Below are 15,299 nucleotides of genomic sequence, written 5' to 3'. Positions count from 1 at the left end.
AATCAATTCACTACGCACCTATGGCACATTTCAGATAAACCATAGCCTGATTTATAATCGCAATTAACTCGAGGCAGGATAAAAGTGATAAAAAGGCTTTGTGATTTGTTTAACTTCTTTATTATTAATATAACTTAAACTCAATATAACAAAGATATACAACAAACTTAAGCAATATATTCTCGGTAAATTCAGATGCGTAACACGTATACCTTTAGAATAAAGAACCATAAACCCGCCACCTTCCCCATGGAAAGGCTTGGAGAGTATCTTGTCCAAATATCTAAAATTTTGGGCGAGCCTAATAGTGTACATTTTGACAATGTCCACGAAGGGAGTGTGGCTATCGAAATTCAGGTTGATGAAATTGCAGAAATACGAGTTCGCGATCGATATAAAACACTAAACAAAACAGATACACCAATAGATGTTAAAAATGCCTCCGAAGCCCTTAACAAGCTGTTGCGTGAGGATAATACAAGTGCAACCTTCTCTCCTACAGATACTCTAGTTTCTGCTGAAATCATTGAATTTCCCGGTGTGAAAGCTCCGATACCTCAAAGAATAGGCCCTATAAAGCAGCCCAGCGAATTACAAGGAGTTATTGTTAGCTTGAGAGGGAAAGACAAGTCCAAACATGTCATTCTTGAAGATCAAGGTGAGTCTATTTCCAATATTGAGGTCAATGAGGGGCTTGCTTTAGAATTAAGAGAATTTATGTTTGACGCCACCATAAGATTATCTGGTGAAGGCAAGTGGTTTAGAGAACCTGACGGTAACTGGACACTTGCTAGCCTTAAAGCTACCAGTTTTAGTGTTTTGGAAGACAAGCCGCTAGGCGATCTTGCAAGAGAATTACGCTCTTATGACTTAGGGTGGTCTGCTGAAGAAGATCCAATAAAACAACTAAAAGACATTAGGGGTTAACTTTGCGCAGAGTAGTTTTAGACGCTAACATTTTAATTCTTTTGCTTGTACCTGACGCAGACATACCGCTTCCAGAAGGCGTACCTAAGGAAGAGTTTGCGGCAGGAAAGCGGGTTGAATTTCTTTTTGAAAAATTCAACAAGAACGGGACACAGGCAGTTGTACCAACTCCCGTTTTATCGGAAATTCTTATTAAACAAGGGGATGATACCCTTTCATTTTTGGAAAAAATCCAAAAGCAGAAAACAATTCGAATTGAACCTTTCGATCTAAGGGCTGCAATAGAGTGCGCGGAGATGCAAAAGAAGTTTGGCAAGCGCTCAGGCCTCACGAGCAAAGAATACCCCTATCAGAAAATTAAATTTGACCGGCAGATACTTGCTATAGGCCTATCACGACAAGCCGATTGCATATTTACCTGCGACAAAGAATTATCAAAGTTGGCGGAGAAATTTGGAATTAATGTAGTCGGAATACAAGAGCTACCGCTTCCCGAGAAGCCTCCTCAGATCGATATGAGCGATATTTCGGAAGATTTTTAAAGTCCCTAAGGGTTTTTTATCTTATTACTGGTCCATCTAAAGTATTCGCTAAAATGCTATTGATGTAAGTAAGAAGATTCCTGAGTATCAAATGTTCGGAGATCATCCAGGCTAGGACTTGAGGCCATCATATATCAGTTAAAAGCTCGCAATTTTTGTTAGTAATGTTAAATAATTTAATGTCTGCTTCTGGCACAAAGCAGCTAAATCAAACTCTAGATTTATCTAAGTCTTACACGTCTTCAATATTCTCGGACCACCCAATCCTTGAATGTTTTTTCTTGCAACGATTATCAGGGTAATTGTGGAAAGAAGGAGGCCGCTCCAGACGGCGGTGAAGACGGCAGTCCAGACGCCCCATGCGCCCCAGTTTAAAACATAGATGAAGAGGGCGGCGAAACCTGCGGAGGCGAATATCTGTCTGTAAATTCCGATCCATACGGTCCAGATCGGGCGTTTGATGCCTTGGAAAAAGGACATCATGGCAAAGAGGGTGAGGTAGGCGGGCAGCATGGGGGCCGCCAAGAGCAGATAGTCAAATCCGGTGGAAATGACATCTGGGTCCTGAGTGAAAAGGCCCAGCAAGAACTTACCACCAAGCAGGAGAAGAAGCGCACCGATCAGCATCATGCCGATGCCTGTCAGCACACACCACCAAAAAGCATAGCGCACTCTGTCAAGTTCTTTGGCCCCGTGGTTTTGCGCAATGATCGGCAAGAGAACAATTGTCAGACCCAGACCGGGTAAGAGAATAAGTTGCTCAATACGCAGGGCAATGCCATAGGCGGCGACGGCGGTTGCGCCGAAGGGTTGCAGGAAATACTGGATCATAAAAACGCCCACGGTGATGGTGAGAAAGTTCAGGCTTGCAGGTGCCCCTTGTGCGACGATGTCTTTTATGATTTTCAGATGGGGAGTGAAGCAGGACAGCTTTGTCTGTGCCATTGCCCGTGATTTCAGGGCGTGGGACAGCAGATAGAGGGCAACGAACCATTCGATAATAACGGTCGATATGGCAAGGCCATCAAAGCCAAGCCCCGGAATGCCAAAAGCACCAAAAATGAACAGCGGGTTCAAGAGACAATTGGCGACAAAACCGCCAATCAAAGCATTACGGTTTGTAACCGTGTCCCCTTGGGCGCTTAGGATACCGTTGGCGGCAAAGGCGATCATAAATGCCGGTGCGGCAAAGAGAATGAGCATCAGGTAATTATGGGCTAACGTTCTATAGCCGTTATAAACCCCCAGTAAATCCAGCAAATGAGGAATGGCGTAATAGCCAGCCACACAGAGAATGCCAGAAAATAGAGTGGCAAAGCTGAGGCCCTGTGCAGATATATCTTTTGGTAGAAAGCTATGATCCGGGTTCTTACTATTCTCGGGCTGGCTTTCGTTTTGGTCCTTGGGCTGGTTTCCTTTTTGGTTTCCGGCACCAATGGCGGAGCCAACAAGGGCGGAAATGCCCTGCCCCAGCCCGATACCAAAGGCTATGAGTATGAAAAACACAGTAAAGGAAACCGAAAGTCCTGCCTGTGCATCCGTTGAGATCATGCCCGCAAAAAAGGTATCAACGACATTGTAGAGTGTATTAAACAGCATCCCTATGCCAGCGGGTATTGCCAGGGCTTTGAAATGCTCTGGAATACTGCCGCGAACAAGATCTCTTTCCCGGACCTTTGCTGCTTTGGGTTTTCTTGTTTTGTCGTTTTGGGGCACGGGATGACTTTCCTATGGGGGACTTTGTCTAGGGCAACTTTCCTATGGATAACTTCCTCTGCAAAGAGGCATTCAATAGCTTCAGGATGCTTCTTTGTTTTCTCTGTTCATGGTTTTTCGTTTGGCGGCAATCTCGGCAAGGGCACTGCGCCAGTTCGGATGGGTGCGAGCCAGTTTGCGAAAGGTATCTTTTTCAAGCAACAACAGATGCGAATAGCTGATGGATTTAACTGATGCGCTTCTATGGGCTTCGTCCAATAGGGCCATTTCACCAAAGAAGTCACCATGTCCCAGACGATGAACTTCATCGCCAATGCGAATTTCCACGGCACCGCTTTCAATGAAATAAAGGCCGTCGGCGCTATCACCCTTTCTGAAAACATATGCGCCATCGGCAAGAACACGGGTTTGCAGTTCTTGTGTCATTTGGGCCAGTTCAGCGATCTCCAGATCTTTGAACACAGGAAAAGCAGTTAAAAGCTCGGCTGTTTTCGCCTTGATATCCACATGGATCTTTGATCTGCGGGTGGCGTGGAATGAGTTGGCTTCATTTGTCAGGCTGCGGGACAAATCGGTGCTGATAATACCGGCTTCGCGCAGGTTTTTAATCTGCTCTATCTCATCCCGATAGGCAAAACGTTCCAGAATTCGCCGATCAAGGGTTCTGGCGAACTTGGGGTATTGAAGACGTAACGCCGCCAAGTGACGTTCTATGCTATCCAGTCGCTGGTTGAGGATTTCCTGGAGCACTTCAACAGGGCGCGGCCCCAGTAAGCTATGGAGCTTGTTATCGAGGAAGACCTTTAGTTCCAACACGAGAATGCGGTTTATGAGCAAAAAGTGAAAGTGCTTGCCCAGATGCGAGGCAATGGGACGGTTAAATCCCAGATGGGTGTGAGCCCAACTCAAGACTTTGAATCGTGTGCTGTGACGGTAGGGTTTTTTTGCTGCTGAAATGTACCCCTCACGACCACTTTGCCGGGCCGCGTCGATCATATCTTCGATAACGAGCAAATACCTATCAACCAAATCATGGCGCAGAATGCCGCTTAATCTTTGGTCCAGTAGAAGCGATTTTTCCTGATTTGTCAGGGCGACCAGACCAATGATCAACCGATCCTTGTCATTGATCTCTTCTTCATAGGATTTGTCTTCGGCAATGCGGGACAAGCGATTGATGTACTGTTTGGCCGTTAAGTCGGTCAGTTTGGGATCGAGCTGAAAACGATTGGAGAAGTTGCTCAATCCGGACTTAACACTAGAGAGAGATTGCGTGAGAACCTGAGTTCGAAAGGCGCGTTCAATGGGCGAGAGTTGATCCAGTTTGAGCCACTGCATCAAAGAGGTCAGCGTTGTTCCCTGTATCAAAAGAGTAAAGAGCGCAAAGCCGGTTGCCTGAATTGCAATAAAGCGTTGGGTTTCATTATCGATCAGCGGATTTTCTGTGACGGCCAGGGCAAGTGCCAGTGTGACAGCGCCGCGTAACCCGCCCCAGACAATAACAATCTTTGTTGGGGTATCAACGCGTTGGGTAATCTTTAAGGCGGTTAATACGGGGAAAATGCCGAACAGAATAACGGCCCTTGCCAGTAAAGCGGCAATGACAGCGGTTAGAATAATCAGAATGTCCGACAAGGCGAAGTCAGACAGCAAGTCCGGTACAACCAGGGCTGCGAGAATAAAGACCAGGCCGCCTGCCCACCAGGCGAGTTGTTCCAGCGTTTCCTGAAAGAACTTAAAGGTTTCGGGTTCAAAGCGTGGCCGTGCCATGGCACTGAAGACCAAACCGCTTGTCACCACAGCAACAACGCCAGAGATTTGAATATAGTTTTTGGCGAGAATGTAGATGACAAAGGGGAAGGCAACAGTGATGGTCAACTGGGCGGAACGGAAAGAACCTAACCATGAAATCAGTGAAATTGCCAAGCGTCCACAGATAATCCCCGTAATGATACCGCCAAGAAAGGCTGACCCCAATTGTTGGAGGATAAGCCCGGGCTCGTAACCACCACCAGAGATAATAAGGGTTAGAAAAGCGCCAAAGGCGGCAATGGCCGTAGCATCATTGAGCAGGCTTTCGCCTTCGACCAAGCGAGTCAGGCGTTCGGGTGCGCCCAGATCCCTAAACAGGCTAATGACAGCACTGGGATCGGTGGTGGCAACAATGGCCCCAAACAGAAGGCAAACAACAAGGGGGGCAGTGGATACCAATGATACGGCACCACCAATTAATGCAATCGCAACAAAAACGCCCAGGACGGCCAGAAATATAACGGGGACGGTGTCTTTAGCCAGTCGCCTGACGTCAATGGTTATGGCACCTTGAAAGAGCAGTATCGGCAGCAGGACATCCAAAAAGGTTGCAGATGAAACGGGAATGTTTACGACAAGTGCCGCCGCTTCGTTAAACTGATCTGTCAGCCGGGTATGGAGAAGCCAGCTTGCACCGGACGCGATGATGACGCCGACAAAACCCAATACCACAGTGAAGGGGAGACCTGTCCTTCGGGCGAGTGGTTGGGTGCAGGCAATGACAATCAATAACGCGGCAATGGTGAGAACAATATCTGAAACTGGCAACGCAGGTATCCATAAAATTGGTGCAAAAATTATTGCTACGAGGACTATATATGCCGCTTTGCCATTTACCCTAGGTTTTTTCTTGAATGTTTGAAAAATAGGGAGTGTTTTCTTTTTAAACTGATCGTGTTTTTGGCACGGTGATAATGAGAAAGAAACGCTGTAATTTTTACGCTTTGGCATAAAAAAAAGGCCCGTTTCGGAGGTTCAACGGGCCTTGTTAAGTTTATAGGGTATCAAAAGAACATTCACGTTCAATCAAGAACATAGTGCACAATAAGTTAAGTATCCCTTAACGTATACGCAATTTGGAAATTTTATTATTCTCAAATAGATAGCCTCCAAGATAAAACAAAGCTGTACTGTTCAAGATCGGCTTTTATGTCGGGCTATTTAAAGTCAGGACTTAAAAAGTATAGACAATGTCGTGGCTAGATTGATGCGGGATCAACGTATCTTGTTGCCGGGAAATCCAACGACACCTTTGTGCCGTTATTCACTTTACTTCTCAGATCCAGAGTGCCGTCATGAAGTTCTGTCAGCATCTTGCTGAGGGATAGTCCCAGTCCTGTTCCCTCATGTGCTGTGCGGGCGTTGATGCGGGCCTGACCAAATGGGGCAAGGACAACGGGGATATCATCTTTTTCAATGCCACATCCCGTATCGCTAATTGTCAGGCGAATGCTGTTATCGCTGTTCTTTTTGAGTTCGAGAAGAACTTTGCCGTCTGTCGGGGTGAACTTCACAGCATTTGAAAGCAGGTTCAGGATAATCTGGCGCATGATCCGTTCATCGCCTTGAAAATAGACCCGCTCTTTTGATGTTTTTACTTCTATATCCAGGGCGGCAGCATCCGGGCGCCCGCGTATAATTTGCATACAGGCCGAAATGGTATCTTTCAGATCCAGAACATCTTCATTCAACTCAAACTTTCCGGCTTCGACTTTGGATATATCCAACACATCGTTGATTAGGTTGAGAAGGTGTTCACCAGAATGATGGACGTCGTTGATGTATTCCCGATATCTGGGGTGCCCGAGATCCCCGAGCAATTCATCCCGCATAACCTGTGTAAAACCAAGGATGGAATTTAGCGGCGTGCGCAGTTCGTGGCTCATATGCGCCAGAAATTCCGACTTGGTATTATTGGCAATATGAGCTTCGTCTCTTGCCCGCATGAGGGCAAACTCTGCTTCTTTTATATCGGTGATGTCTTTTTGTATGCTGACGGTATAACCGTCTTCGGTCACGCGATCACTGAGAAGAAGATATCGGCGATCTTTTAGCTGCACAATGGTTGCTTTTGGTGGGCCTTTTGCCAGATCCTGACGTCGGTTTATGTAGTTTTGGCTATCACCGTCGAGAACAAGGACTGTTCCCCGTTCGATATCGAGCTTGCCGAGTTCATAGCCGACAACGCCCGGTTTTGCTTCGTCATCGCTATAGCCATAGAACTGTTTAAACTTGTTATTACATATGACCAATCGTCCATCGGGATCGTAGAGCACAAATCCTTCACTCATGGCCTCTAGGGCATCGACCAGCATTTTTCGGGAAGATACGGCTGAATTTTTAACCTTTATCTCTTCTGTGATGTCATACCCACAAAACAAAAGGTAATTTTTCTTTTTGAGAACAATTGATTGAATTGTCATCGAAAAATCATGAAGAGACCCATCTTTGCCTCGGAGGCAGGTGTGGAAACGGTTAACCACTTTGTCGGTCTTTATCCGTTGGATCATATCAGCCCGTTTTTCAGGGCTTAACCAGATGTTGAGTTCCAGCGACGTATGGCCGACAACTTCTTCTCTTTTATATAGCAGAATCTTGAGCCAGGCGTCGCTTATGGCATGGATCAGTCCTGTTGCTGGATCGGTAATCACAAAGTAGGTACCAGACGCGGCAAAAATAGCTTCTAGAAGTTCAGCTGAATCGAGATCGAAGTCTGTTAATAAGGATTCCGGCGCAGGCAATTCTCGTCCTCTTATAGAAACAAACTTTATAGACCAAAGCTCTGTTTTTCATAAACTTGGAATAACGAGCTTGTGGTTTAATAAGAAAACAAAAACTAACAGAACTGACAGGGGGAACGCAAATAATTGCGTTCCCCCTGTGTGATTAAATAGTGATTAAATCTAAAATTCAACTCATGGGGTTGTCGGGTCTGTTTTGAATAACCCCAGCTTGTACCCTGTTCTGTTTGCGTTGTGAGACAGGATGAACAGGGTAAGGACAATCATCAAAAGCTCGGTTAGAGGTCCGACATACCAGATCCCGACCTCACCAAAATACAAAGGTAGGATAAATGTTAAGGGGATGGAGAAGACGTAAGTTCTTGTCAAACTGATCAGGGCAGATCTTTTTGCATCTCCAATTGCTTGGAAGAACCCGGATAAAATCAAACTGGGGCCAAATGCGAAATAAAGAAAGGTGATCAGAGGAAGTATACGTGCTGTTTCCGAGATGATTTTCGGGTCGTCAACAAAGATTGATCCCAAGGTATCAGCCATAAAGTGAAAAATCAGCTGTAGGGATAGACAATAAATAAAAGCAGCGAGAGCCGCTATCTTCAGGCTGTTGTTAACGCGCGGGAAAATTTGCGCGCCCTGGTTGTTACCGGCAATGGTCTGAAAGCCCAGGTTCAGTCCAAGTAACGGCAGGAAGCTAAAGGTCAGTATGCGCGTTGTTATGCCATAGGCTGTAACGGTGGCCTCGTAGTTGCTACCACCCCATTTCTGAAGCGAATAAAAGACTGCCCCGGAAGATAAAGAAATTCCGAGATAGGAAAGACTTTGCGGTGCCCCCAGAGCCAGAAAATCGCGCCAAAAGGATGTAATTCTCTCTACTGACGATGAGATAAGGGAAATGGCCGAGGATGTGTTGTAGCGATAAATAATGACGGCGATTAATGAAAGTGTTTGCGCAAGCAGGGTACCGTAGGCAGAGCCTGCGACGCCCATGTCTAACTGGACAATAAGCAGATAGTTAAACACGACATTTAACAAGGTCGAAAGAACCGAGATAAAGGTCATGTAGCCGAGCTTACCTTCGCATCTAAGCGCGTCAACACTGATGGTCAGGGAGAAAATGAGGGGAGAGCCATAAACAAGGATAGAGATATAGGTGTATCCCATTGCGCTTAGTGTCTCGGACTCCTTGGTGACCCAGTTGATCATCTGATTGCCGCCAAAGCTGAAAATAGCGATCAGAAGTAAGCAGACGACACCGGAAAGGACAAAGGCGCTGGTGAAGGCTGTGCTGGCTTTGCCGAATTCTCTGGCTCCAAGCAGTCGGGCCAGTACCGAAGAAAAGCCTCCGGATACCCAGGTTGATAGCGCAACAATGAGCATGAAGACAGGGAACATCATTGTTACAGCGGTCAAGGCATCAGCACCGACAAATTCACCAAGAAAATAGGCATCAACAAGTGTGAAAAGACCATTTACCAGCATGACCAGAATAATCGGTGTGGCTGTTTTAACGAATAAAAGCGGGAGCGATCCGAAGAGGAAGAAATTTTTTTGGTGCTGGGAAGTATTGCTCACAAGGAGATCCTTTGAGTTCTAATAAAAAGTCAAAAATTCTGATTTGCGCGAGAAGGAGATATCGGAATGCGCAGGAAATAATAGCTTATCAAGGGGCAGCCAGTTTGATCAGGATTGCCCTAATACCTATTATTTACAGTTAAATTGAAGTGGGCTGCAACTATAATGTGGTGATGGTCGCTGATTTTGTGTTTAAGAGAGTAATAGGTTTATTTTATAGATCAGCAATCGGACCGTAAAAATCGATCGGGAAATCCGCCTGATTACGCCCATCAACATTAAAGGGTGATTTTACCCTGCCTTTGAAAAGCGTCAGGATAATGTTTTGCCAGCTTTCCACAGGATCTTCGTTGTCTTGTTTACAAAGGTACTCGAACCAGCGCTTTCCCTTGGCAACATGTGTAATCTCATCATCATATATGATTTGTAGGCGTTCCGCGCTTTCATAATCTTTGGCAAGTTTGAGTTTGTCGATCATACCCGGTGTTACATCAATACCACGGGCTTCAAGCACCATGGGAACAACCGCTAACCGCGCTTTGAGATTATGTTCTGTGACCTCTGCGCCTTGCCACAAACCTGCATGAGCAGGTAGAGCCCCGTAGTGAGAACCCAGTTGCGCCAATCTTTCACAGAGCAGCAAATGGTGACGTGCTTCATCATCGGCAACTGAAACCCAATCGTCATAGAAGCCTTTGGGCATTTCAGTTGCGGCAAAGCGAACGATGATATCCCAGCAAAGATTTATCGCATGAAGTTCAATATGGGTGAGCGCATGGAGAAGAGCGATCCGTCCTTCGACTTCCGGGGTGATTTTTCTACGTGGTACTTCTCTGGGGGGGACGAGTACGGGGTTATTTTCTCGGGCAGGTTCTTTCGGGATTTCTGCTGTACCCACGCTTTTAATCTCGCCCTGTTGCCATGCCTTGGCAAAGGTCCTGCTGAGTTCAGCTTTCTCTATGGAATTGGCAGTGGTCAGTGCGATGCGGGCTGCTTCTGACAGGGTGGAAGGTGTTTTTGCCATTTGGTGCCTGCAAGAAGAAGGTGTATGAAGTGGGATTATTCTCTGTGTTTAGGCGAAAAGGGCAGCCAAATCAATGTCGCCGTGTTTTTCATAAAAATCAGGAGGTAAATCAAAGGACATGCCGATGATCGTTTCCTGAAACATAAAATAATGCACGGTAATGATCTCTGTAGCCTGACTGTCATCATCAAAAGATACTTCTTCTTCGATAGAGACAATCTCGACATCTTCTTCCAGAACATCTTCTTTTTTGAGTATGAAGTACTCCTGACCCGGACGAAGGCTTTCCCAGCTATTATTTGATGTATTGTTTTCAAATATATTTAAGGCTTCGTTGGTCATAATAAAGAAGTTGAAGCCGTTTCCACCAAAAACAGCGAGCTCATCGGTGGCAAAAAGAAGTGCATCGTCATCCAGTTCAATAAGAATATGGTTGTCTTCTTCAATAATGTCGAATTCGTTTTCCTGACTGAATTCTTGCAAGCTGACAGTTTGGGATTTATCCAGCTCTTTAAATTTGATCGTGCTGAAATTACTGTGAGTTGCGACATCTTCCAACAGACGATCTAACCGTATGTCTTCTGATTGTAGTTCTGATGTCATCGCCAAATTGCTTTGGGCATCCACGAAGTCATCAATCTTTAAGGTCAGTGAATTTAAAGCAACAGTTTCCTGAGACCAGTATACATGGGTGGACGAGAGAAGTGTCTCATTCGAAGTGCTGGTATCAGCTGTGGATGAAAGTGCATCGGAAGAAAGGCCTAGTTCTTTATTTTCTGCATTTGCAGCATTCATTTGAACCAGGACCAGAAAAAGAGCTTCCAAATATAGGGCATTGTATAAGCGTTTGAAGAAAGTTGCAGGCTTTTCGTTTTTTTCTTTGGCGGCACGGGAAAAATGATTTGCCGCAAGAGCAGCGTTGTCCTGCTCTATAGCTGGTGGCGAATGAATGTCTCTCTCTTGATTGTTATCTTGCTGCTTTGGTGTTTCAGACGGATTATTTTTTTCAGGCAACGACAAAGGAGATGCTGGCGCGTCCAGATGGTCGGAATCATGTTTATTATTAAGCTTTTTCCCAGCTTTGAATGTTTTGTAAATTCTCTTTAATTCTTTGAACATTGTCTTTGCTACAGCAGCGTATCAGGTAAAGTCGTGCAAGCTTACCGACGGCGCAAGTTAGCACAACCATTATGTCAAAAGGATGACGCTGGTGAATTTACTTTTGCCATACAGGAAATCATTTCTCTGATATAAACGAACGTGAATGTAAATCAATGTTCTCATTTATTGCAACGGTAACGGAGCTGATTATTTGGGGAAGGGGATGGCACTGTTTTAACCCTATCGTAAGAGACTTGTATCACTCTGCTTGCAATTATTAGACGGCTCTAACGGGAGATAGTTTTTATGATAAGGTTTTTGAGAAGGCTTGCTGTCTTATTGAGTTTACCTGTTTGGGCTTCAAGTCTGACGATGCCTGTCGCCGCTGAAGGGCTGTTAAGTCATAAGTTATTTGAAGCAATTATTGATGCAATGCCTGCTTTGATGCCTGATAATGCAGAGGGTGTTGGCAATTCCGATATCAGCGTAAAGGCAACTTCTGTTACTTATAAAGATGAGCGCCCGACCAAGGAAGGCTTTTTGTATGAGCAATACAAAGATTGGCAGGCAAACGCGGAAACATTTGTCACTGAAGATGGGGAACTGAGAACCATTTGTTCGATCCGTACCGGTGGGGACGGAGATGATTCTATTACTGTTTCTATATCCGACGGTGATGCTTTACCGCCTTATGCGATGCCTTATGTGGAATATCAAGAAGCCACGGCCCGGGGGTATCCAACGCAATTACAACAAAATCAGGCTGTTTTATGGATAATTAATAGAGCTGATACAAGCCGGAGTTATGAAGCTACGGCTTATACCGGTATCGATAATGAGGGAATACCCTATGCGAATGTCAGTGGAAACGGGCAGGAACTGGATATTTTACGCGGGTTTGCCAAGGGGGATAAAGTGGTCTTGTTGGATGACTATTCCGGTGGTGACTTGTACGTTGGTTCCCTGAGCGGGTTTTCTGCGGCCTATCGTAAAATGGCTTCTTGGTGCGGGTTCTCTCCAGATAGTGTTTTAAAGTAATCCATAATTTTCTCCCCCAAAAGATATGGGCGATCTATTTACGCCCGTATCTTCTTTTGAGGGAAATATCGCGGTCCATTAGCTCAGCTCTTCCAGAGCAGCTTTTACGTCAGCGACGTGGTTCTTTACTTTTACTTTGCGCCAGATTTTCTGCACGGCCCCTTGGGCATTAATCAAAAAAGTTGCGCGTTCAATACCCATGTATTCCCGACCATAAAGCTTCTTTAGAACCCAAACGCCGTAAGCTTCGCAAATCTTCCCGTCCAAGTCAGCTACAAGATCAAAGTTGAGCGTATTCTTGGCAATGAAATTGTCATGACGCTTTACACTGTCTTTTGAAACGCCAATGACTTTGGCATTAAGTTTGGTGAAATCCGGTTGTGCATCCCGAAAATCACATGCCTCTGTGGTACAGCCCGGCGTGGAATCTTTTGGATAAAAATAAAGTACAACAGCTTGCCCCTTAAGAGATCCAAGAGACAGTTCTCCGTCACCCTGGATAGGTGCGGTAAAATCCGGGGCAATATCACCAACTTCGAGTGTCATAAGTTTACGTCCTTATTGAAAGTTCTATAGACGTTCTATTATGCAAGATCTCTAGAAGCAAGAATTGGTGATAAACGAGGATGATTATCTCAAAAGAAATATGTTCTTACTTCCTCGTAAACATGAAATGTAAGTAAGTGCTATAGATCTTTAGTAATTATAGCCACAGCACTTCTGAGATCAGGCTTTCCGAATATCGTCCAAAAATAACTCTACTTCTTCATTTAAGAGTTCAGCCTGTTTTGACAGTTCATTTGATGATGTGAGGAACTGTGCCGCACTTTGGCTGTTACTGTTCGCCGTTTCGGTTACACCGCCAATGTTGGATGTAACATTCTGGGTGCCAGTATGGGCTTGTTGAACATTACTGGAAATTTCACCGGTTGCGGCGCTTTGCTCTTCTACAGCAGTTGAAATGGCTGTTGCAATCTCGTTAATTTGTCCGATGGTACCAGATATACTGCCAATCGCACCGACTGCTTCGTGGGTGGCAGATTGAATGCCTGAGATCTGAGTTGATATTTGCTCTGTAGCGGTTGCTGTCTGGTTTGCAAGGTTTTTGACTTCAGATGCAACAACCGCAAAGCCTTTACCAGCTTCCCCTGCTCGAGCTGCTTCAATGGTCGCATTCAGAGCTAGCAAATTGGTCTGTTCGGCAATATCTGAAATTAAGTTGATAACTTCACCGATTTTATCGGCGGCATCTGCAAGACCCCTGACCTGTTCTGTGGTTTTTTCTGCTTCATTCACAGCACTGCTTGCCACTTGTGACGATTGTGTCACCTGTTGGGAGATTTTTGAAATTGAATTTGATAACTCTTCAGCGGCAGTTGCCACTGTTTGTACATTTGATGAGGCAAGTTCAGCTGCACTTGCAACAGTCCCAGCCATCTCGGTTGTCTTTGCCGAGCTTTGGTTCATATGTTCGGCATTAGTTTTCATACTGTCCGCAGCAGAAGATACTGTTTGTACAATAGATCCGACTTTGGCTTCAAATTTATTTGCCATCCCAAGCCTTTCGCTCAGGCGCTGTTGGTTCAGTTTCTCTTCGGACTCTTTTTGTTCAATGCGTTGCTTTTCAGCTTCGATTAGATTCTCTTTGAAAATCAGGAGAGCCCGAGCCATTGAACCGACTTCATCTTTGTTATCAACTGCTGGGACATCAACATCCATGTTGCCGGCAGCTAGGCTTGAAGTGGCGTCTGTAAGGGTGCGAATTGGGCGGGTTAAAGAGCGCATAATTAAAACGCCAAGAAGTAAAAGTGTTAGTCCGGCAATTATAGATGTAATTCTAAGGACCTGTTCTGTTGTTTCTGTCGCGATCAAAGCTTCTGATTTGGCATTTCCTAATCCATTGATGGAAAATTCGTGCAGTGCTGCCAGAGGTTCCGCCATTTCCTTATAGATTGCGCTTAATCTCTTTACTTCAGGCACAAGAGCAATTGATTTCAAACCAAAGGATTTCATTTCAGACTGGTAAGTGTCCATCAAAGAGGAAATAAGGGTTTGATCTTTGACATCAACGGAAGAATTCGCGAGGAGAGGATCAAATTCTGACCGACGCGTTTCTATGCGGGTGAGGTATTTATCTGCACCGCGGAGCATAAAGTCTTTTTCATGACGTCTCATCATGAGCATCTTGACCATCAGGTCGTCTTGTTTTGCTTCCTTTAGTTTTACTTCTACTTCATGAACTGCTTTACGCAAGCTGCCTTGAAGACCTTCTTTCTCATTCAACCCAAGCTCATTGGTAATATCGACAGCTTTTTTGAACTGGATTTTATGTTCTTCGAGCTTGGCAATGATTGCGTCGATGCTGCCTATTGCAGGTACAGCGTCGGGAATAACTTTGATATTTTGGAGTAAAGATATCGTTTTTGCATGGTCTTCTTGGTACTTTAACCAGTATTTCATGTCTTTACGGATCAGAAAATCTTTCTCGCGTCTGCGGAGCATAAGAGCGCCAGCATCGGCTTTTAAAACGACACGTTCTATTTCAGCAAAGGATTTTTCTTTTTCAACACTTACAGCAAGATGGCTGCTGCCAACCTCTGAAATAACTTCGGTAGCTAACAGGGTGAAAAGGCCTAAAAGGATCAGGAAGCTGATACGCCATGATATGGCAATATCCCCTAAGAAAGTTTTCTTTTTCATAGGGGGGCTAAGTAGGGTATCAGTCACTGTAACACACTCCAAAATGAATTTTTACATACTAAAGTATGCGGAGTATGTTGGGTTTATATTACTATTATGTTAACTTTGAAATTTAAAAGTAATCAG

At 45.0% G+C, this 15,299-nt stretch carries 11 protein-coding genes; 3 read left to right on the top strand and 8 right to left on the bottom strand.

The window, feature by feature from the left end; translation table 11 throughout:
* The first annotated feature begins 195 nt into the window (after positions 1-195).
* Positions 196-927: a hypothetical protein gene (locus BKB51_RS04265; RefSeq protein ID WP_125911781.1), complete on the top strand. Its 732-nt coding sequence runs from the start codon at positions 196-198 to the stop codon at positions 925-927.
* 2 nt (positions 928-929) lie between these two features.
* Positions 930-1,469, top strand: a complete 540-nt coding sequence (locus BKB51_RS04260) for a type II toxin-antitoxin system VapC family toxin (RefSeq protein ID WP_085899834.1) — start codon at positions 930-932, stop codon at positions 1,467-1,469.
* A gap of 225 nt (positions 1,470-1,694) precedes the next feature.
* Here BKB51_RS04260 and BKB51_RS04255 read toward each other — a convergent pair whose 3' ends face one another.
* The 6 genes from BKB51_RS04255 to BKB51_RS04230 all read right to left on the bottom strand — a co-directional run bounded on the left by BKB51_RS04255 (position 1,695) and on the right by BKB51_RS04230 (position 11,453).
* Positions 1,695-3,185: an MATE family efflux transporter gene (locus BKB51_RS04255; RefSeq protein WP_085899833.1), complete on the bottom strand. Its 1,491-nt coding sequence runs from the start codon at positions 3,183-3,185 to the stop codon at positions 1,695-1,697.
* Between the two features lie 81 nt (positions 3,186-3,266).
* The gene (locus BKB51_RS04250; protein WP_158090145.1) at positions 3,267-5,765 is read right to left on the bottom strand and encodes a cation:proton antiporter; all 2,499 of its coding nucleotides are present in this window, start codon (positions 5,763-5,765) and stop codon (positions 3,267-3,269) included.
* Positions 5,766-6,196: 431 nt separating this feature from the next.
* Complete coding sequence (locus BKB51_RS04245; RefSeq protein ID WP_085899831.1) at positions 6,197-7,738, bottom strand: PAS domain-containing sensor histidine kinase; 1,542 nt, start codon at positions 7,736-7,738, stop codon at positions 6,197-6,199.
* A gap of 174 nt (positions 7,739-7,912) precedes the next feature.
* Positions 7,913-9,310, bottom strand: a complete 1,398-nt coding sequence (locus BKB51_RS04240) for an MATE family efflux transporter (protein WP_218043946.1) — start codon at positions 9,308-9,310, stop codon at positions 7,913-7,915.
* A gap of 214 nt (positions 9,311-9,524) precedes the next feature.
* Positions 9,525-10,334: a ferritin-like domain-containing protein gene (locus BKB51_RS04235; protein WP_085899830.1), complete on the bottom strand. Its 810-nt coding sequence runs from the start codon at positions 10,332-10,334 to the stop codon at positions 9,525-9,527.
* 48 nt (positions 10,335-10,382) lie between these two features.
* Entirely contained in the window at positions 10,383-11,453 is a 1,071-nt protein-coding gene (locus tag BKB51_RS04230; protein ID WP_085899829.1) for a hypothetical protein, read from the bottom strand.
* Positions 11,454-11,741: 288 nt separating this feature from the next.
* Between BKB51_RS04230 and BKB51_RS04225 the strand changes: the two genes are divergently transcribed.
* On the top strand, positions 11,742-12,473 hold the full coding sequence (locus BKB51_RS04225; RefSeq protein ID WP_085899828.1) for a hypothetical protein: 732 nt from the start codon (positions 11,742-11,744) through the stop codon (positions 12,471-12,473).
* Positions 12,474-12,551: 78 nt separating this feature from the next.
* Here the strand turns inward: BKB51_RS04225 and bcp are convergent, their stop codons facing one another.
* Positions 12,552-13,019 (bottom strand): thioredoxin-dependent thiol peroxidase, encoded by a 468-nt coding sequence (gene bcp, locus BKB51_RS04220; RefSeq protein WP_085899827.1) that lies wholly within the window; start codon positions 13,017-13,019, stop codon positions 12,552-12,554.
* A gap of 180 nt (positions 13,020-13,199) precedes the next feature.
* On the bottom strand, positions 13,200-15,200 hold the full coding sequence (locus tag BKB51_RS20945) for a methyl-accepting chemotaxis protein (protein ID WP_085899826.1): 2,001 nt from the start codon (positions 15,198-15,200) through the stop codon (positions 13,200-13,202).
* Positions 15,201-15,299: the final 99 nt, after the last annotated feature.

Source organism: Kiloniella majae (genome assembly GCF_002118315.1).
In the GTDB taxonomy this organism is placed as follows: domain Bacteria; phylum Pseudomonadota; class Alphaproteobacteria; order Kiloniellales; family Kiloniellaceae; genus Kiloniella; species Kiloniella majae.
The sequence above is the reverse complement of the archived record's forward strand: the minus strand, read 5'-3'. Positions and strand labels throughout refer to the sequence as shown.

Excerpts from the sequence above, each read along its gene's own strand:
- BKB51_RS04265 (WP_125911781.1), top strand. The coding sequence starts at position 196 with ATGCGTAACACGTATACCTTTAGAATAAAGAACCATAAACCCGCCACC.
- BKB51_RS04235 (WP_085899830.1), bottom strand. The coding sequence starts at position 10,334 with ATGGCAAAAACACCTTCCACCCTGTCAGAAGCAGCCCGCATCGCACTG.
- BKB51_RS04230 (WP_085899829.1), bottom strand. The coding sequence starts at position 11,453 with ATGTTCAAAGAATTAAAGAGAATTTACAAAACATTCAAAGCTGGGAAA.
- BKB51_RS04225 (WP_085899828.1), top strand. The coding sequence starts at position 11,742 with ATGATAAGGTTTTTGAGAAGGCTTGCTGTCTTATTGAGTTTACCTGTT.
- bcp (WP_085899827.1), bottom strand. The coding sequence starts at position 13,019 with ATGACACTCGAAGTTGGTGATATTGCCCCGGATTTTACCGCACCTATC.